The sequence below is a fragment of the Thalassotalea agariperforans genome (genome assembly GCF_053470345.1).
This window is the reverse complement of the sequence record NZ_JBQMWH010000007.1, coordinates 161,072-182,001: the sequence shown is the minus strand read 5'-3', so window position 1 is coordinate 182,001 and position 20,930 is coordinate 161,072. Positions and strand designations below refer to the sequence as shown.

Genomic DNA, 20,930 nt, shown 5'->3' with positions numbered 1-20,930 from the left:
CATGTTTGATTTTTTTTGGAATATAGCCGCTTTTATTATTGCCATTGGTGTGCTGGTTACTTTTCATGAATATGGTCACTTTTGGGTTGCCCGTAGATGTGGCGTTAAAGTTGAGCGTTTTTCTATTGGTTTTGGCAAAGCGTTATGGCGAAAATATGATAAACATGGCACTGAATATGTCATCGCTGCTATTCCATTAGGCGGTTATGTCAAAATGCTTGATGAGCGTGTTGATGACGTCAAGCCTGAAGATAAAGATAAAACCTTTAACTCAAAATCTGTTTATCAACGCATTGCTATAATTGCGGCAGGCCCTTTAGCTAACTTTTTATTAGCGATAGTGGCTTTTTATTTTGTTTTTTTTATCGGCTCTCCAGCGATAAAACCTGTGATTGGTGAGTTAACAGCTAACTCTATTGCGGCCAAAGCTGAGCTACCGATCAATAGTCAAATTGTTGAAGTAGGCGGCCGAAAGGTGGTTACTTGGCAAGATGTTAATATGGCGTTAGTGGCGGAAACAGGCAATGATGCCGTCACCATTAAAACCAAGAGTTTTGAAAGTCAGTATATAAAGCCAACCACACTAAATATAGCTAACTGGCAATATCAACCAGAAAAAATGACAGCTATGCACAGTTTAGGCATTATGCCGTATGTTCCTAAAGGAACTTGTGTGATTGGGCAAGTAGCAAAAAATAGCCCAGCTGAGCTTGGCGGCTTACTCTCTGGTGATAAATTGTTGGCGCTTAATGATAGCTTAGTACAACCGCGCTGTGAAAATTTTACTGACAAAATTCAAGCCTTAGCAAATGCTGATATTGAATTGAAAGTTGAACGTAAGGGCTTGGAAAAAACCTTAGCGATTCAATTAGCGAATAAAGTAAAAGATAACCAAACCATTGGTTATTTAGGAATTGGTCGAGTACGTGATGAATGGCCAGAGCAATATCGTTTTGATTTAACGTATGGTTTTTTTGACTCCTTTGGTAAAGGCATTGAAAAAACCTGGGATGTCACCAAATTATCTTTTGAAATGATAGGTAAATTAATCACCGGTGATATTTCAGCTAAAAATTTGAGTGGTCCTATCGGGATTGCTCAAGGAGCAGGTAACAGTGCTGGGGTAAGTTTTGTTTATTTTTTAAGCTTTATTGCCTTTTTTAGTATAAATTTAGGTATTTTTAACCTTTTACCACTACCAGTACTTGATGGCGGGCACTTACTCTATTACCTTATAGAGCTTTTAACAGGAAAGCCTGTGCCTGAAAAAATCCAAGCGATAGGTTTTCGGTTTGGTGCTATAGCATTATTTAGTTTAATGGCGTTTGCTTTATTAAATGATATTTCCCGATTGTAATGAATTAGAAGTAGATTAAGTTTACATTTATGATAATAAAAAAATTAGCTATTGCAGCATCATTGGCCCTTTTAAGTTCAGCTACGTTAGCTGAAGATTTTAAGGTTGAAGATATTCAAGTCAAAGGCCTGCAACGTGTAGCTTTAGGTGCAGCTTTAACTCACATTCCTTTTAATATTGGCGATACGTTAGATGACTTTCGTATTTCTCAATCGGTAAGACGATTATTTAAATCAGGTCACTTTAACAATATCGTGGTATACCGTGACGGTAATCGAGTTATTTATAAAGTTAAAGAACGTGAAACTATTAGTGAAATTGAATTTGATGGCAACAAAGACATCAAAGACGAGCAGCTAACTGAAAGTTTAGATGAAAATAATATTCGCATTGGTGAAACCCTCGACAAAACCGTATTAACGAATTTAGAAATGGGTTTAGAAGACTTCTATCATGGTATTGGTAAATACAATGCCAATGTAAAGTCAGAAATTACCTATTTACCAAGAAACCGAGTCAGTGTGAAATTTGTTTTTAATGAAGGTGATGCCGCTGCCATTGAACAAATTAATGTTGTTGGTAATGAAGTTTTTACCGATGAAGAACTACTCAGTAAAATAGAATTGAAATTTGATTCGCCTTGGTGGGATATCATGGCGCAAGACAGATATCAAAAGCAAACCTTACAAGGCGATAAAGAAACCATTGAGAGCTATTATTTAGATCGTGGTTATTTACGTTATAAAGTTGATTCTACACAAGTATCAATGACACCGAATAAAGAAGGTGTTTATATTTCGTTAAATATTACTGAAGGTGAACAATACACCGTTAGTGAAGTTGACTTTATTGGTGATATGGCGGGCTTTGAACCGATTATTAGAAGCTTAAACCCTATCCAAAAAGATACCTTATACAATGGTGCTTTAGTGACTTATACGGAAGAGTCGATCAGTAAGTTTCTAGGCCGTTATGGTTATGCTTACCCTAAAGTTACGACAATTCCTGATATTAACGACGAAGATCATACCGTTAAGTTATCTATCTCGGTTGACCCAGGTAAACGAATTTATGTTAACCGTATTAACATCACAGGTAATACCGTTACAGCTGATGAAGTATTACGCCGAGAAATGCGTCAAATGGAAGGGGCGTGGTTATCAAACAGTCTTGTTGAAGGCTCAAAAGCCCGTTTACAACGTTTACCTTATTTAGAAACGGTAGAGTTTGAAACTATTCAATTACCGGAAGAAGAAGATAAAGTTGATGTTGATTTCACGGTAAAAGAGCAGCCTTCAGGTTCATTTACTGCCGGTATCGGTTATGGCTCTACTACTAAAATGAGTTTAAATGCAGGTATTCAGCAAAATAACTTCTTAGGTACCGGTAATCGTTTAGGTTTAAGTTTAAATACCGTGAGTTATTCACGTACGGCGAATGTAACTTATACCGATCCTTATTTTACTATTGATGGTGTGTCATTAGGTGGTAATTTATTTTATACCGAGTTTGATGCCGGTAACGCTAACTTAGCTAAATACAACAATAAAACCTACGGTGTTGGTTTAACTTGGGGCTTCCCAATTAACGAGTATGTTCGATTAAGTATGGGCGTAGGTTACAAACATAACGGTATTACTAAACTACGTTCTTACGAGCAAATACAAGCATTTTACGACTTATATATTGACTTAGAAAACCCTGACTCAGGTCTTGAGTTTGACACCTTTGATTTGAACTTAGGTATTTCACGCTCAACCTTAAACCGTGGTACTTTCCCTACGGCAGGTTCAATGCAGTCATTAGGCTTTAAAGTAACAACGCCTAATTCAGACGTAAATTATTTTAAATTAAACTTAGATGCTAAATGGTATTTCCCATTATCGCGAGATCAACGTTGGAGCTTCTTAACTCGCTTTGAATTTGGTTATGGTAATGGTTATGGCTCTTATCGTGGCAATGATCAATTATTACCATTTTGGGAAAACTTCCGTGCTGGTGGTGCCGATACCTTACGTGGTTTTGAAACCAATATCATAGGTCCACGTCCGATTTACCGAAGTGCAACCGCCATTCCTAATCCGTCAGATCCATTAGGTAGCGGCGCTATATGTTGTTTAGGACCAGATCATGACCGTATCGAGTCAACACAAAACCTACGTGCGGTTGGTGGTAATGCAAAAGTTCTAGGTGGTATTGAACTTATCTTCCCAATTCCATTTTTAGATGAAGGGTATTCAAACTCAGTGCGCACAAGTTTATTTGTTGATGTTGGCACTGTATGGGATACTGAATTTAACCTTGACGATTATCGTGATTTAGCAGAGGATCAGTTTAGTAAAATTGATGATTATTCTGATATTGGTCGATATCGTAGTTCTGCCGGTTTATCACTTCAGTGGTTATCACCGATGGGACCGATGATATTTAGCTTTGCAAAACCACTTAAAAAAGAAGATAGTGACGATACTAGTTTCTTTAGTTTTAACATTGGACAAACATTCTAATTAATAAGTCCATTTACCAAGTTTTAGGAGAACACATTGAACAAGTTTATTAAATCAGTAGTATTCACGGTTGCCGCTTCAAGTGCATTATTAGCAGCGTCTGCATCAGCAGAGCAAAAGTTAGCGGTTGTGGATATTCAAGCGGTTATGCAACAATTACCACAAACAGCAAAAATGGTTGAAGCATTAAAAGCTGAGTTTCAAGATGATGGTGCTGAAATTGCTAAATTAGAGCAAGACATTAAATATAACCAAGAAAAGAAAAAGCGTGATTCTGCTTTAATGGCTAAAAAAGACATTGAAGCCCTTGATAAAGAAATTATGGAACTTTATAAGGCTTATCAAGAAAAAGGGAAAGCGTTACAGCAAAAATCTCAAGCGCGTCAAAACGAAGAAACCAATAAGTTATTAGGTTTAGTTAAGCAAGCGATTGATAATATTGCCGCGAAAGAAAAATACGATCTTATTTTACGTGCAGAAACAGCAACGTTTGTTAAGCCTGAACTCGATATTTCAAACCAAGTGGTTGAGCAAGTAAGCAAATTAAAATAATGTCATTAAGTTTTACCCTTAAAGAAATTGCTGAAAAAATTGGGGCTACTGTTGAAGGCGATGAAAATTGCTTGATCAGTAGCCTTGCTACGTTAGCATCAGCCGAGCGTGGACAAGTCGCTTTTCTTGCCAATAAAAAATACAAAAAACAATTATCAACTACTTTAGCCAGTGCGGTTATTTTAGCGGCAGATTGCCAAGCAGATTTTTCAGGAAATAAGCTGGTGATGGACAACCCTTATTTAGGGTTTGCCTTGACAGCACAGTTACTGGATACAACACCAAATCCTGCTGATAATATTCATCCAAGTGCCGTTATTGCCGATGACGCGATATTGGGTAAAGGTGTCTGTATTGGTGCTAATAGTGTTGTTGAATCAGGTGTTGAGTTAGCTGATAACGTGGTTATTGGCGCGAATTGTTTTATCGGTAAATCCGTTAAAGTTGCTGAAAATACTAAGTGCTGGGCCAACGTAACAATTTATCATAACGTTGAAATAGGTCATGATTGTTTAATTCAGGCTGGCTCTGTTATTGGCGCTGATGGTTTTGGCTATGCTAATCATCAAGGGCAATGGTTGAAAATACCTCAGCTAGGTACTGTGATCATAGGCAACAAGGTAGAAATTGGTGCTAGTACCACGATTGACCGTGGTGCGTTAGATAATACTGAAATCCATGATGGGGTTATTCTTGATAACCAAATTCAAATAGGTCATAACGCGGTTGTTGGTCAAAACTCCTGTATTGCGGCTTGCACTGCGGTTGCAGGTAGTACCACCATTGGTGCTAATTGTACTATTGGTGGTTGTGTCGCTATTGCGGGACACCTTACCATTGCTGATAAAGTTATGATCACTGGTAATACCATGGTGATTAAATCGATCACCAGCGCGGGTGTCTATTCTTCTGGTATGCCAGCAATGACGAATAGAGATTGGCTTAAAAATAATGTTAGAATTAACAAATTAGATAAATTGACTGAGCAAGTTAAAGCATTAACGGTCCAGTTAGACAACTTAAAAGCAGAGAAAGAGTAACAGAATGACTGAGTTGGATAGAGTTAAAAATGTAATTAAAGTTGAAGAAATTCAAACCATTATTCCTCATAGATATCCTATGTTACTTGTTGACCGAGTACTTGATTTTGAACCAGGGCAATGGTTGCATGCAATAAAAAATATCTCTATTAATGAACCTATTTTTACCGGTCATTTTCCTGAATTAGCTATTTTTCCAGGAGTATTAATCCTTGAAGCAATGGCACAAGCAACCGGTATTTTAGGTTTTAAAACGGCACAAGATAAAGCCGAAAAAGAATTATACCTTTTTGCTTCAATTGATAATGCCAAGTTCAAACAGCCGGTTGTGCCGGGTGATACTATGCATTTACACGTGCAATTTATTAAAGAACGCCGTGGTATGTGGAAGTTTTATTGTGAAGCAAAAGTGGATGGCAAAGTGGTTTGTACTGCCGATCTTATGTGTGCGAGAAGAGTGTTATAGTGTTGATTAGCGAACTAGCTGTTATTGATCCAGGGGCTCAAATTGGTAACAACGTTAAAATTGGGCCATTTTGTTATATTGGCAAAGATGTCATTATTGGTGACGACTGTGAGCTAAATTCACATGTTGTTATTAAAGGGCCGACAACCATAGGTAAAGGCAATCGTTTTTTCCAGTTTGCTTCTATTGGTGAAGAGTGCCAAGACCTTAAATATAAAGGTGAGCCAACTCAATTAATTATTGGTGATAATAATACCTTTCGTGAATCTTGTACTATTCATCGAGGAACGATCCAAGATAATAGTTTGACACAAATAGGCTCTAATAACTTATTTATGGCTTATACCCATGTCGCGCATGATTGTATGGTTGGAAGTCATTGTATTTTAGCCAACAATGCTTCAATTGCAGGTCATGTTCATGTTGGAGATTGGGCAATTTTAGGTGGCATGACCGCGGTTCATCAGTTTTGTCATATTGGTGCTCATAGTTTTGTTGCTGCAAGTTCATTAATACTGAAAGATATTCCTCCGTATGTCATGGCATCAGGAAGTGCGGCAAAACCGTTCGGGTTAAACTCAGAAGGGTTAAAACGCCGAGGTTTTAGTCCTGAAATTATCAGTGAAATAAAACGTGCTTATAAAGTGGTTTATCGCCAAGGTAATAGTGTTGACGAGGCTATCGCTGCATTAGCTAAGCTTTCTGAACAACATCCAGAAATAAAGTTATTTTCTGACTTTATTCAAGCTTCAAGTCGCGGAATTATTCGTTAGAAAAACCAGTGACTGAGCTTAATCAAATTATGCCTGATACCATCATTAAAAAATCACCTGTTTTTGCCATAGTTGTTGGCGAACATTCAGGTGATACCTTAGGAGCAGGCTTAATGTCAGCTCTATTGAAACATTGTCCTGATGCCAAATTTGTCGGTATTGGTGGCCCTAAAATGCAAGCATTAGGTTTTCAAAGTTTATACGCTATGGAAGAGCTTGCGGTGATGGGGATTGTTGAAGTATTAGGCCGTTTACGCCGTTTATTAACCGTTCGCAAAGAGCTTGTTGATTATTTCACTACCAATAAACCCGATGTTTTTATTGGGATAGATGCACCGGATTTTAATTTAACCTTAGAAGAAAAATTAAAAGCTAAAGGTATTAAAACGGTGCAATATGTTAGTCCGTCTGTATGGGCTTGGCGTGAAAAACGTATTTTTAAAATTGCTCGTGCCACTAACATGGTGTTATCGCTATTACCTTTTGAAAAAGCTTTTTACGACAAACATCAAATTCCTTGTACTTTTGTTGGTCATACTTTGGCTGATGATGTACCAATGTTTTCTGATAAATCAGCCGCTAGAGTTAAGTTAGGTTTACCGCAAGATAAAAAAATATTAGCTATTATGCCGGGCAGTCGTGGTGGCGAGCTAGCAAGGTTAGTAGAGCCATTTTTACAAACCGCATTACAGCTACATAAAAATGACTCAGAGCTACATTTTGTCGCTCCGATGATCACTGAAAAACGCTTACAGCAATTCAATGACATGAAAGCGAAAATAGCGCCTGATTTACCTGTGACTACTTTTGTTAATCAAACCCAAGATGTCATGGCTGCGGCCGATTGTTTAATGATCGCCTCAGGAACAGTGACACTTGAAGCGGCATTGATCAAACGCCCAATGGTAGTGGTTTATAAAGTGAACTGGTTAACTTATTACCTGATCAGAAAAATGATCAAACTTAAGTGGTTTTCTTTACCTAACTTAATGGTTAATAAAGAACTTATACCTGAATTAATACAATTAAATGTTGATGCTGAGCATATTTATCCGTTGATCTATGAACGCCTTTATCAGGATCAAACGCATTTAATTGAAACCTTTACTCAGATCCACCTCGAACTTAAACAAAATGCTAGCGAAAAATCGGCAGATGCGGTTATCGCCTTAATGACAACAGAAGGTTAATGGCAATGGCAACTGATAAAAAAAACTTACCAGAGTTTGTTTACCCTGTTGCTTATTGTATTGCTGGTGTCGACGAAGTAGGAAGAGGACCTTTGGTTGGTGATGTCGTTACCGCGGCGGTTATTCTCGACCCCGATAATCCTATTGCAGGATTGGCTGATTCAAAAAAATTATCAGAAAAAAAACGTAACTTACTGGCGAGTGAAATTAAACAACATGCATTGGCTTGGTCAATAGGACGAGCAACGCCGGAAGAAATTGATACGCTTAATATTCTCCATGCAACTATGCTTGCGATGCAGCGTGCTGTTGCCGGCTTAGCGATTGAGCCTGATTATGTCTTAGTTGATGGTAATCGGACACCAAAATTTAATGCACCAAGCCAAGCAGTGATCAAAGGTGATGGCCGTGTTGCAGAAATTAGTGCGGCTTCCATCATTGCTAAAGTGGCGCGCGACCAAGATATGATCGAGCTTGATGCTCTATATCCTGATTATGGTTTTGCTGCCCATAAGGGTTATCCTACTAAAGCTCATTTAGAAAAAATTACCACTTTAGGTGTGCTCGACAATTACCGTAAAAGTTTTAAACCAGTAGCGAATGTTCTTGCTCAGGTTAATGTTAATGCGGCTGGGAAATAATTAGATGTCAGAGGTGATTGAACAAGCCGAAGCCGCAGAAGTGTATTGCCCGCCCAAATTTATTCATTTGCGTGTTCATAGCGATTTTTCAATGTGTGACGGCTTAAAAAAAGTTAAGCCTATTATCGCTAAAGCGGCAGATGAAAAAATGCCGGCCATTGCCTTAACCGATCAAACCAATTTATGTGGTTTAGTTAAATTTTATCATGCGGCTCATGGAGCTGGTATTAAACCGATTATTGGCAGTGATTTTTGGGTAAAAAGTGATGAATTAGGCGATGAACTTTCACGCCTTGTTATTTTAGCGTCTGATAATGTTGGTTATAAAAACTTAACCGAACTTATTTCAAAAGCCTACTTACGAGGCTCCATCCAAGATAAACCGGTAATTGATAAACTTTGGTTGATTGAGCATGCCAGCGGTTTAATTTTATTATCGGGTGGCAGAGAAGGGGATCTTGGCAAAGTATTAATTAAAGGCAATCAAGCCTTAGTTGATACTATGGTTGATTTTTATCAGCAGTATTTTCCCAATTGTTATTATCTTGAATTGCTACGTACCGGACGAGAAGATGAAGAAACTTACCTTCATCAAGCAGTAGAATTAGCGACGCTTCATAACATTCCTGTGGTTGCGACCAATGAAGTGGTGTTTTTAGCACCGGAAGATTTTGATGCCCATGAAATACGTGTCGCCATACATGACGGTTACACTTTAGACGATAAACGCCGACCAAAACGTTATAGCCCTGAGCAATATTTACGTTCAGAAGCTGAAATGTGCGAATTATTTGCTGATATTCCTGAAGCATTACAAAACTCGGTGGAAATAGCTAAACGTTGTAATGTTACCGTTCGGTTAGGGGAATACTTTTTACCCGACTTTCCAACCGAAGGTATGCCCATCGAAGAATACTTTATTAAAGTATCAAAAGAAGGGTTAGAAGAGCGCTTAGATTTTCTTTTTGATAAAAACTCGCCTGATTTTGCTGAAAAACGTAAACCTTACGATGAACGCTTAGATATTGAACTTAAAGTAATTAATAACATGGGCTTTCCCGGTTATTTCTTGATCGTAATGGAGTTTATTCAGTGGAGTAAAGATAACAATATTCCGGTTGGTCCTGGGCGTGGTTCGGGGGCGGGGTCATTAGTGGCTTATGCACAAAAAATTACTGATCTTGACCCACTTGAATTCGATTTGCTTTTCGAACGATTCTTAAACCCTGAACGGGTGTCAATGCCAGATTTTGATATCGATTTCTGTATGGATCGACGTGATGAAGTAATTGATCATGTGGCGGAGCTTTATGGTCGAGATGCCGTTTCACAAATTATTACCTTTGGTACCATGGCAGCAAAAGCGGTAATTCGTGATGTTGGCAGGGTACTTGGTCACCCTTATGGTTTTGTCGATCGTATTTCTAAGTTAATACCGGGTGATCCGGGTATGACCTTAGCTAAAGCTTTTGAAGAAGAACCTCGTTTACCTGAAGCGTATGCTCAAGACAGTGATGTTAAAGATTTAATCGACATGTGCCGCATTCTTGAAGGCACAACGCGTAATGCGGGTAAACATGCTGGTGGTGTTGTTATATCACCTACAACCATCACAGATTTTGCACCCCTATATTGTGATGATGAAGGTAAAAACCCAGTTACCCAATTTGATAAAAACGATGTTGAAGATGCCGGTTTAGTTAAGTTCGATTTCTTAGGATTACGTACTTTAACTATTTTGCAGTGGGCTATTGAAATAGCCGATGAAAAGTTATTAAAACAAGGCAAAGAGCCGATCAATATCGCGCGCATTCCACTTGATGATCCCAAGTCATTTAAAGTGTTATTAGCGGCGCAAACTACTGCGGTTTTCCAACTTGAATCCAGCGGTATGAAAGCGCTGATTGAAAAGCTAAAACCCGATTGCTTTGAAGATATTATCGCATTGGTGGCTTTATTTAGGCCAGGACCTTTGCAATCGGGCATGGTGGATAACTTCATTGAGCGAAAACATGGCCGTGAAGAAGTATCATACCCTGATTCAACTTGGCAGCATGAAGATTTAAAACCAATTCTTGAGCCAACCTACGGTATTATTCTTTATCAAGAGCAGGTTATGCAAATAGCCCAAGTACTTGCAGGCTATACGCTTGGTGGTGCTGACATGCTTCGCCGTGCCATGGGTAAGAAAAAACCAGAAGAAATGGCAAAGCAGCGAGCCGGTTTTGAACAGGGTGCGATAAATCGTGGTGTTGATGGCGAACTTGCCATGAAAATATTCGATTTGGTAGAAAAGTTTGCCGGTTATGGTTTTAACAAATCCCACTCGGCCGCTTATGCGTTAGTTTCTTATCAAACCTTGTGGATGAAAGCGCATTATCCAGCGCCTTTTATGGCCGCGGTAATGTCTGCGGATATGGATAATACCGATAAAATAGTGACCCTAGTTGATGAATGTAAAAACATGGGCATTACTTTATTACCGCCGGATGTTAACGCGGGCTCTTATAAATTTACCGTCAACGACGATAATCAAATTGTTTATGGTATAGGGGCGGTTAAAGGGGTTGGTGAAGGCCCAATTGAAGCCATTATCGCAGCGCGGCAAGCGGGCGGTGAATTTGCCGATTTATTTGATTTTTGTGCCCGTATTGATTTAAAGAAGATTAATCGCCGTGTTTTAGAGCGGTTAATTAAAGCTGGCGCTATGGATGCGTTAGGGCCTAAATTAAGCGATGGCAAACCTCATCGTGCTGCTTTACAAGAAACCTTGTCTGATGCCATGCGCGCAGCCGATCAACATGCTAAAGCCGAAGCCTTAGGACAACACGATTTATTTGGGTTAATTAATGAAGAACCAGAAGATACCCGCCAAGCCTTTAAAGTAGTGCCACCTTGGCCGGAACCTGAATGGCTTGAAGGTGAACGGGAAACCTTAGGTTTATATTTAACTGGGCATCCGATCAATCGTTATTTAAGTGAAATTAAACGCTATGCTTCTGGTCGGTTAGTAGCGATGCAGCCAACAAGTAAAGAAAAACCGGCAACAGCCGTTGGCTTGGTTATTGCCGTCCGTGTTTTGGTAAATAAACGGGGCCAGCGCTGGGCATTGGTGACGCTAGATGATAAAAGTGCCCGTATTGATGTGCGCTTATTTCCTGCTGATTATGAAAAATTTGAAGACATTATCGAAAAAGACGCTATTTTAGTCTGTACCGGACAGGTCAGCTTTGATGATTACTCTGGTGGCCTTACAATGTCTGGCAGAGATATTATGACCATAGCGCAAGCGCGGGAACATTTTGTTGAATCGTTAGATTTATCAATAACGCAGAGCCAAGTGGATGACAAATTTTTAGCTAAATTTGACCAGATTTTGTCCCAATATAAAGACGGTACCTGTCCTGTTCGCATTAATTACCAGCGAGAAGAAGCACAAGCTTTATTAGAGTTAGGGGTACAATGGCGAGTATCGCCAGATGATAAATTATTACACGAATTAAATATGTTGTTGGGTGAAGATAAATTAACTCTACAATTTAAATAGTTGCGGCTATTATCCTGCACGTTTTTACGTGTATAATAGCGCCAGAAATTACATTAGGTTTTATACATATGTCATTAAATTTTTTAGACTTCGAGCAGCCAATTGCTGAGCTTGAAGCCAAGATAGAAGAACTTCAAATTGTTAATAATGGTCAAGAATTAGATCTTGATCTTGAAGATCAAATTTCACAATTACGTGAAAAAAATAAAGAGCAAACAAAAAAAATCTTTGCCAATTTAGACCCATGGCAAACAGCACGTGTTGCTCGTCATCCACAACGCCCTTATACCTTAGATTATATTGAGCGTGTGTTTGAAGATTTTGATGAATATGCTGGTGATCGTGCTTATGCCGATGACAAAGCCATTATTGGTGGTACTGCTCGTTTAGACGGACAAACTGTGATGGTGATTGGCCAGCAAAAAGGCCGTACAACCACCGAAAAAGTTAAACGTAATTTTGGTATGCCACGTCCTGAAGGTTATCGTAAAGCTTTACGCTTAATGGAAATGGCGCAGCGATTTAATATGCCAATTGTTACCTTTATTGACACTCCGGGTGCTTACCCTGGTATTGGTGCTGAAGAGCGCGGTCAAAGTGAAGCAATTGCTACTAACTTGAAAGTAATGGCGCGTTTAACGGTTCCAATCGTTTGTACCGTAATTGGTGAAGGTGGTTCTGGTGGCGCCTTAGCAATTGGTGTTGGTGATCGTGTTAACATGTTGCAATATTCTACTTATTCGGTAATTTCGCCAGAAGGTTGTGCATCAATCTTATGGAAAACGGCAGAAAAAGCGTCAACGGCTGCAGAAGCCATGGGGATCACAGCAACCCGTATTAAAGAATTAGGTTTAATTGACTCGATTGTTGAAGAGCCATTAGGTGGCGCACATCGTGATATTGATCAAATGGCGGCTTTTTTAAAGCAAGCAGTGAAAAAAGATTTGAACGAGCTTGCCGCTTTTGATGCTGAAACATTAATTGAAAAACGATATGAAAAATTAATGTCGTTTGGTTACTGTTAATTTCAGCACGATACAACACCATATAAAGTTGTAAAAAATTTTAAACAGCCAGCATTATGCTGGCTGTTTTTGTTATAACAGGTTATTTTAACTATTCATTTATAGTGATACCAATTTCATTAAATTATTGCCCTCTTGTGCGGGTTAAAATATTCCATGGCTGTGTTGCTTACAATCCCAATAGCCAGCTATTGCTCAATCAAGCGCCTTGCTATGATTTATTTTTCCTACGCACAACAAGCTTACAAACTTAATGGCGTTGGTATCAGTTATTTTTTTAGCGATTGATAGGTTTAATTTTTAGATGATGTCGATGATTGAGCAACATATTTTTGACTGTTTCAGCCAGTTTCCTAATAAGCCTATTTATTTAGCGTATAGTGGTGGTGTTGATTCGCAAGTACTGTTACATGCAGCTGCTCAGTTGCTCACTCAAGGTAAATTAACCAATCCCCTCATGGTTTGTCATATTCACCACGGCTTAAGTGACAATGCTGATCGCTGGCTAGCATTTGCAGAGCAACAAAGTCAGCATTATCAAAGCGGCTTCCTTAGCAAAAAAGTGCAATTAATGCAGGATAGTGGTGAGAGCCTCGAAGCCTTAGCACGAGATGCTCGTTATCAAGCCTTGGTTGAGATGACTGAGGTTAATGATGTTATCGCAACCGGCCATCATAACGATGATCAAGCTGAAACTTTTTTATTAGCGCTAAAGCGAGGTTCAGGTTTAACGGGCTTAGCAGCGATGAAGGGGCAGCAAGCTTTTTATCAGCGACAACTGGTACGGCCTTTATTAGCTATTCCCCGTCAAACGATTGAAGCATATGCTGATGCTCACCAATTAACTTGGATCGAAGACGAGTCAAATCACGATAATCGCTTTGATCGTAACTTTTTACGTAATGACATTCTGCCGTTATTAACTGAGCGCTGGCCGGCGATCAAACAAACCATTGCCCGCAGTGCTGAACATTGCCGTGATGCTGAAAACTTGATCTTAGAAGTTACCGAGCAGGATTATCAACAGTGCTGTAATAGTGATAATAGCCTCTCGGTCAGTGCATTATTAACACTTTCACCGGCTCGATTTAATTTACTCATTCGTTACTTTTTAAAACAAAATCACGGTTTAATGCCTAGTCGTCAACAGCTTGTCGAGCTAGCGCAGCAATTAAAAGCAGCTTGTGATAAAACGCCGGCAATAAAAATCGGTAACTATTGGTTAAGGCGATATCAAGATTCTTTATATATTACACCAGAATATAGCGATTTAAGTCAGTGGCAACGTACTGTTGATTTAAATGAGCTTTCTGAGGGTAAAACAATTTCCATTTCATTACCGGATCAGCTTGGTGAATTTAGCATCACAAAAGGCGAGATGATTAATGCCACTCCCGTTAGTTCAGCCTTGGCTAATTCAACTCTTGTAAAGTCAATGCAACAATATCTATTTTTAGATGAAAACTTACCGCTAACTTTAACTTTTAGTCATGATAACCCCAAATGCTTACCGGATTTTCGTGATAAAAGCAGATCATTAAAAAAAGTATTACAAGAGCTTAATATTGCACCTTGGTTACGTAAACGGCAGCTTTTTCTTATGCAAAATTCGTTATTGGTTGGCGTGGCGGGGCAGTTTATTTGTCAGCCTTTTCAGCAAGATAATTTTATGAAGGTGTCAAAAAAGTTTTATATTATTGATTTAGTTAAATGATACCTGTGCGCTTAATTGTGCAATAAATATGGAATTGCTTTAGCATCATAGCTTAACGCTGGTTGACCTGTTAATATTGGCAAGGCTATATACGGAATATGTTACTTATAATAAGAAGAATATTGTTATGGAATCTATTATGCAACGAGCTAATTTAGCTAATTCGCAGCAAGTGTCAAAAATTAACCTAACTAATGTTGTCAGTTATTTTACCTGCGCGGTTGCGCTGTTTTATACCTTATATTTTTGGCTCAATTTATCCGAGCCTTTTATTGCAGCAATTAACTTAACCTTTGTTGCTGCTTACGGCGCAGGTATTTTATTATCTAAATACCACTATTATCGAATTGCTAAGCTGTGGTTTTTTTCTATTTTAATGTTGCATGTGTTTATATTAACTACGCAAATTTTTACCGCTAATAGTGGTTTTCATTTTTATTATTTATTGTTACCTAGTGGCGTTTTTTTATTACTTGATGAAGATGAAACCTTTGCTAAAGCCTTGATTATGGTCTTGGGCTTAGCTTTATTTTTTATTTGTCATAATTATCCACCCCAGCCATTAGTCGTACTTTCTGAACAAGCTGAAAAATTGATTTTTGCTTCCACCATTATCATCATCATGAGTGAAATTTATTTTGTGATGTCAATTTTTAGCAAAGCGATGTCACGCCATGAGCAAGACTTACGTGAAATGGCAACGATAGACCCATTAACGGGTATTAATAATCGTCGAACCTTTATGACCGTAGGCGATGAAATGTTTGCTTATGCTAAGCGCTATCAAAAAGACTTTAGCGTTATTTTATTAGATATTGATTTTTTTAAAAAAATTAATGACCAATACGGCCATTTAGTCGGTGACAACACCTTAAAACAAGTCGCTAATTTATTAAAAATGCAGTTAAGAAGCAGTGATGTTCTTGCGCGTTATGGTGGTGAGGAATTTGTTATTTTATTACCCGATACCGATAAAAATTCAGCGAAAGAATTAGCGGAAAGTTTACGTAATGCTGTTGAATTATTATCAATAGAAGTTAATACGCTACAAACTATTAATTGTACGATTAGTCTTGGTATTGCAGATAATGAGCATGGCTTTAGTTCGTTAACTGAATTAGTAAATTGTGCTGATCAAGCGTTATATCGCGCTAAGCAAAATGGTCGTAATCGTATCGAGTTATAGTTATCAATTTATTGATACAAAGATAGATAAAAACTGAGCCCATTTTGCTTCTCGCTTCTCGCTTAAAGCTTACGGCTTATCGCTTACGGCTTATCGCTTACCGCTTCTCGCTTCTCGCTTCTCGCTTCTCGCTTCTCGCTTACCGCTTCTCGCTTACCGCTTACTGCTTACCGCTTACCGCTTCCCGCTTCCTGCTTCTCGCTTAAAGCTTACCGCTTACCGCTAAATGTTATCAGGACAAGCCTCGCCATTTAATTGTAAACACCAACCTTGTGGTTCCTCTTTTTTAATACCATTTTTACCGTGACGATAGCGGGAAATGCCGTCGTAAACAGCTTTTCTTAAACGGTTAATACCACCCACGGGTTCTATATCTTTAGTCGCATGCCATGGCGTAAATGATAAATTTTCACAAAAGGCATTTTGCTCTGGGCTACTAAAAGCTTGTGGCTCTATATTGATTCTTGCAACGGTAATAAAAGGAGAGTCATCTTCAGACCATTTTATGGTGGTGTCTTCCACAGGCATGTTTTTCATCGGATTTTGCAGTTGCACCATAAAATCAAAACAAGCACTGTTGGTTTTTAAATTATCAATTAACTCGGTGCGTAAAAAATTTGGCTTATCTTCGTCTACAGGCATTGCTTTATTACTGTCACAAGCTTTAGCACTGTATTTCATAAATTGGTTTGGCCCCAATCGGTAAGCAGATAAACTGTGGTATTGCTCTTGAAGTAAACTATTTGGCGGATTTTTTAATGTTGAAGCGCCAAGATATAGCTGACGGAAGTGCCAAGTAAATATATTCCAGTTAAAGTTATTAAAAAAATAACCAAACTTGCTACCTTGTGCTTGGTATTGCATAAATTCCATATATTCTTTAACGGTTGGAATAAAAAAGACATCGTTATTGATCATAACAAAATCTTGCGTGCCAGCGTCTTCTTGGTCTTTTAATAATTTTTTACCTGGCGCACCCATAACCTTAATTGCCATACCGCGTGCATCTTTTACGGAGTCGGCTTGTGGTCGGGTATCACCACTTGAATAACGTATCCAAGCTTGATAATCACCCGCTTGTTTAAAAATACCATAACGTAAATTAGCTTGCTCAAGCTCAGGTACACTAAAGGTAGCTTTTAAACAGCCGTGAGCTTTGGCATGTACATCTCGGTGATATGGCGTTTTGCCGGTGGCACTTTGTTTAGCATCCTTATGGGCGTTGTTAACCATGTCGACCGCTGATGAAATGATATTGGCGATATAGGTTTTTTCTTCCGGTGGCTCGTAAATACCGTTATTTAATTTGCCATTTGAGCTATCGCTAAATGCGTAAGTTAAGCCTGCGGCAATAACGGCTGTGATGGATAAGGCGATTAATTTTTTTTGCATGAGTTTCTCTTAAAATTTATTTCTTGTTATTCGTTAAGGTTACAAGCTTTGACAACTAGGCTGTGCGGTTGGCGAACTTGGTGGATTGTCTTGATGTATTTTTAAATACTCAATTAATTGCCATCTTTGCTCGGGTGTTAACTCCGGACCAATAACGCCGTATTGTGGTGGATTACCCGGTTTGTATTTCACGTAACCGGCTCTAAACTCATGCCCAACATTGGTATTGCCTGAAATAGAGGTGTCAAACCAGAATCCTGCTTTAGACATTGGGGTTGTGCTATAGCCCAATACTGTTGGGTCAAATTCGCGGCGGCCAACAAAAAATTTGCTATCACGCTCACTTACCGGTGATAACAATTGATAAATATTGGGTACTGAGCCGTTATGTAAAAATGGTGGTGTTGCCCACATTCCGGCTAAAGGCCTAGCTTTATATGCGAGTGGTTGTTGTGGTAAATCTAGGGCGGCAAAACCATCAAAGCAATCACGTTGTGCTTGGCTGTAATTTTGCGCTTGGTAGTATTTTTCACGAATGATAATTCCGACCAAATTAAGTGCCTCGCCAACTGTTAAATTGGTAACTTCTAAGCTTTCTAAAACACTATCTAAGCGTTCAAGTTGGGTTTTAATGATCGCTGTTTTAATATCCGTTTGAATAGCTTCATCACCTAATTGAGTAATTTTTTCGGCTAAGTAGCTAATGTTGTTATAACTATATTGCCATGCACTAAATTGTTGATTTAGTTCAGCCATGATCGCAGAATTTTTAATTACCCAATCAGTGTTAAAGTTTAAGTCAGCGGCATTAGGCTGTGCTTGAGATAAAAATTCAACTAATTCAGGTGCCGCCAAACTTACCTCAACCACACGTTTTAATTGTTTAACATGAATAGGGCGTACGGTATTGATAATGTCTTGATCAGTTAAACCGGTTTTTTCAAGATTAAAACGGTTATTAACAAAGTTATAAGCGGTGTTAGGGTCGGTGCCTATTTCTTCAATCGGTAAGGTTTTTACTACCCAAACCGGTTGCTCATCGGTTTTAAGTGGCATATCAATGGCTTTAATTGCGTCATTGGCAGGAAATGGGCCATGGCAGCCTTGGCAATGTTGTTTAAATAATACTTCACCTTTTTTCGCTTTTTCATGGTCGATTTTACCAAATAACTCTTCAGGCCATGGTGGTGGTGTTAAGGTTTGTAAGGTGTTTTCAATATCATGAATATTATTAACCAAGACACCGCTGCTAAAACGTTGCTCTGGTTTTAATGGCGCGCCATAGGGATCCATAAAGTTAATATGTGCGCCAACCCCTAAAGCTTCCCCCATATTACGAGCCATTGGCTGTTTAACGGAAGCACCATATTGTACCCAATCAAACTTCCAAATATTCCACACTGGTGGGTAACTTACCGGCCCTGTGGCAAGGTGATAGTTTTCATCACTTAAATTGTCGCCAAATACGGTATTACCAATACGAGCAAGAGCGTCAGTACGGCCAAAACCTTCTTCTACTGGGTATAAGTGTTTACTGGTGTCGTTATAACCTTGTTTAACAAAATTCCATAAGACTTTACCAAAACGCCGTTTTAACGCTGACTTTGCTTTTTTACTCGGGTTTTGTCCTAAGACATTTTCAGCAAAACGATGAAATTTAAACGGATTTATATAAGTACTGGCCATAGCGGCTAACATACTAGGGACAAAGTGCCCAACTTTCATGGTAGTAAAAGCATGCATGGCTTGGCCGCCATCAATACGAACGCCATAGCGTTTGCCGTTTTTGGTGATATTTAATTGTCCGTTATGACAAGCGGCACAGGTAATATCTAAATAATTAACGTTTTGAGCGGGATCAAAATGTTGGGTAAAACCAACGGGCAGGCGATCAGGATTATGGGGGCTAGGCTGGTCGTCAACAATAAAACCATAAGCTTGCATATGATCATGATCAGCAAATTTTTCTTGTCCCCAAGCACGCTCTAAATTGACAAACCATTCATATTCTAAACCTTTTAAATTTGTACCTTGAGGGGTGTAATAATACAGTTGGCGTTGTTTTGCTTTTGCCGAAAGCCCCCAGCCTTGGTCTAAATACATCGTTTGGTCAATTTTTTCATATTCGGGAATTTGTGTATCAGGGTAATGAATAATTAAAAACAGCATTAAACTTAATAAAGTAAAGCCGCCAATTAAAGTGAATAAAACGACTTTAAGAAATTTGACTAAAGTTAAGTTTTTCAGCATTTGATAAACGTTACATAGAATTTTTGTATATGTTTTTAAGCGAAAAAGTTGTTGTAGTTTTGTTATTATTTTTTTGAAAAAGCTAATCATTATTATGATCCATTGGTAAGCTCAGTTGTTTTTATGCCTTTTCTCAACATGATGAATTCATGGACGAATCCAAGGTATCATCTAAGGTTTGAATCAAAGGCATAAATTATTATTTTTAACGTTATGGTTTGGCTTAAGCATTAAAGGCCAGCGGTAAACCGGCAACTTTCATTTGTGCTTTTACTAAGGCACCACTAGCACCTAAGGTGATAAAAGCGGTTTTATTATCTTTACCACCAAAACAAATATTCGAAGGAAGTGGCGCGAACTTGCCATCAGGACGTTTTATTTCAATGTATTCTAACAATTCACCGCTTGGCGAAACGACACTAATACCACCGTTACTCATTGGGTTGTTACCTTCAGGCAACATAGTGGCAATATATAAATTGCCTTCAACATCAACCGCCATAGAATCATAAATGGCTTGGCCGGCAAAACCATGTAAACAATAAGTACCATCAAGTGTTTTTGGATTAACTTCAATCACGCCGGGTGCTGACAACTGCCAATATAAAATATTGCCGGTATATGTTTCTACCGTATATAAACGGTCTCCTTTAGGGGAAAGTGCAATACCATTAGGGGCGTTAAGTGGGTAAACCATTTGAGTAATTTCACTACCATCGGCTTTAGCATAATAAATTCCGGTAATGTCACGTTTATCACCTTTGCTTTTGCCCCAATCGGTAAACCATAATCCGCCAGTTTCATCAAATACCAAATCGTCAGGTCCTTTTAATTTGGCTGGCGCTGGTAATGTTGATGTTTGCCATTGAAAGGTCTCAAAATTTAAATGGCGGCCAAGCTCTGCTTGAGTGTATAAAGTTTCAACACTCTGCGTTGTTAAGTTGACTTTGACAATTGAGCCGCCTTGATAATTAGCGGGTTCATCCCCCCCAATAAACAAGGTTTGTTTGGTACTGGCTATGGGAACGGGCAGCCATTGAAAACCACCACAATTACAAATATAGGCATTACCATCAGGGCCAATCGCTAATCCATTAGGCCCACCTGGAATGTTGGCAATGATAGATTTTTTACCACTGGCTGAAATTTTAGTTAAGGTTTCTTCTTTAATATCAACTAATAATATACTACCATCAGCCAGATAAACGGGACCTTCAGGGTAAGAGAGTTGATCTGAAACCATTTCAAATTCTGAACATAAAAAACTGGTCATTTTTTCTTCCTTGTCTT

General features: G+C 38.7%; 15 protein-coding genes. 12 read left to right on the top strand and 3 right to left on the bottom strand.

Going from position 1 to position 20,930, the window contains the following annotated elements:
- Position 1: 1 nt before the first annotated feature.
- The 12 genes from rseP to ACSLUO_RS11295 all read left to right on the top strand — a co-directional run bounded on the left by rseP (position 2) and on the right by ACSLUO_RS11295 (position 15,998).
- Positions 2-1,357, top strand: coding sequence for a sigma E protease regulator RseP (gene rseP / locus ACSLUO_RS11350; RefSeq protein WP_448248642.1), 1,356 nt, complete (start codon positions 2-4; stop codon positions 1,355-1,357).
- A gap of 29 nt (positions 1,358-1,386) precedes the next feature.
- The gene (gene bamA, locus ACSLUO_RS11345) at positions 1,387-3,864 is read left to right on the top strand and encodes an outer membrane protein assembly factor BamA (RefSeq protein WP_448248641.1); all 2,478 of its coding nucleotides are present in this window, start codon (positions 1,387-1,389) and stop codon (positions 3,862-3,864) included.
- Between the two features lie 36 nt (positions 3,865-3,900).
- Positions 3,901-4,416: an OmpH/Skp family outer membrane protein gene (locus ACSLUO_RS11340; protein ID WP_448248640.1), complete on the top strand. Its 516-nt coding sequence runs from the start codon at positions 3,901-3,903 to the stop codon at positions 4,414-4,416.
- Positions 4,416-5,456: a UDP-3-O-(3-hydroxymyristoyl)glucosamine N-acyltransferase gene (gene lpxD / locus ACSLUO_RS11335; protein ID WP_448248639.1), complete on the top strand. Its 1,041-nt coding sequence runs from the start codon at positions 4,416-4,418 to the stop codon at positions 5,454-5,456. Before ACSLUO_RS11340 ends, lpxD begins: the two co-directional genes overlap by 1 nt.
- A gap of 4 nt (positions 5,457-5,460) precedes the next feature.
- A complete protein-coding gene (gene fabZ / locus ACSLUO_RS11330; protein ID WP_448248638.1) occupies positions 5,461-5,922 on the top strand; it encodes a 3-hydroxyacyl-ACP dehydratase FabZ in 462 nt (153 codons plus the stop codon).
- A gap of 2 nt (positions 5,923-5,924) precedes the next feature.
- Complete coding sequence (lpxA, locus tag ACSLUO_RS11325; RefSeq protein ID WP_448248659.1) at positions 5,925-6,695, top strand: acyl-ACP--UDP-N-acetylglucosamine O-acyltransferase; 771 nt, start codon at positions 5,925-5,927, stop codon at positions 6,693-6,695.
- Positions 6,696-6,724: 29 nt separating this feature from the next.
- Positions 6,725-7,885, top strand: coding sequence for a lipid-A-disaccharide synthase (gene lpxB / locus ACSLUO_RS11320; RefSeq protein ID WP_448248658.1), 1,161 nt, complete (start codon positions 6,725-6,727; stop codon positions 7,883-7,885).
- Between the two features lie 5 nt (positions 7,886-7,890).
- The gene (rnhB, locus tag ACSLUO_RS11315) at positions 7,891-8,526 is read left to right on the top strand and encodes a ribonuclease HII (protein ID WP_448248637.1); all 636 of its coding nucleotides are present in this window, start codon (positions 7,891-7,893) and stop codon (positions 8,524-8,526) included.
- Between the two features lie 4 nt (positions 8,527-8,530).
- Complete coding sequence (gene dnaE, locus ACSLUO_RS11310; protein WP_448248636.1) at positions 8,531-12,073, top strand: DNA polymerase III subunit alpha; 3,543 nt, start codon at positions 8,531-8,533, stop codon at positions 12,071-12,073.
- Between the two features lie 68 nt (positions 12,074-12,141).
- Complete coding sequence (gene accA / locus ACSLUO_RS11305; protein WP_448248635.1) at positions 12,142-13,098, top strand: acetyl-CoA carboxylase carboxyl transferase subunit alpha; 957 nt, start codon at positions 12,142-12,144, stop codon at positions 13,096-13,098.
- Positions 13,099-13,402: 304 nt separating this feature from the next.
- On the top strand, positions 13,403-14,812 hold the full coding sequence (gene tilS, locus ACSLUO_RS11300; protein ID WP_448248634.1) for a tRNA lysidine(34) synthetase TilS: 1,410 nt from the start codon (positions 13,403-13,405) through the stop codon (positions 14,810-14,812).
- A 127-nt stretch (positions 14,813-14,939) separates the two neighbouring features.
- Complete coding sequence (locus ACSLUO_RS11295; protein WP_448248633.1) at positions 14,940-15,998, top strand: GGDEF domain-containing protein; 1,059 nt, start codon at positions 14,940-14,942, stop codon at positions 15,996-15,998.
- Positions 15,999-16,220: 222 nt separating this feature from the next.
- Here ACSLUO_RS11295 and ACSLUO_RS11290 read toward each other — a convergent pair whose 3' ends face one another.
- The 3 genes from ACSLUO_RS11290 to ACSLUO_RS11280 form a co-directional block, all read right to left on the bottom strand.
- Positions 16,221-17,390, bottom strand: a complete 1,170-nt coding sequence (locus ACSLUO_RS11290; RefSeq protein WP_448248632.1) for a catalase family protein — start codon at positions 17,388-17,390, stop codon at positions 16,221-16,223.
- A 39-nt stretch (positions 17,391-17,429) separates the two neighbouring features.
- Complete coding sequence (locus tag ACSLUO_RS11285; RefSeq protein WP_448248631.1) at positions 17,430-19,640, bottom strand: di-heme-cytochrome C peroxidase; 2,211 nt, start codon at positions 19,638-19,640, stop codon at positions 17,430-17,432.
- 223 nt (positions 19,641-19,863) lie between these two features.
- Positions 19,864-20,913: an SMP-30/gluconolactonase/LRE family protein gene (locus ACSLUO_RS11280; protein WP_448248630.1), complete on the bottom strand. Its 1,050-nt coding sequence runs from the start codon at positions 20,911-20,913 to the stop codon at positions 19,864-19,866.
- Positions 20,914-20,930 lie beyond the last annotated feature (17 nt).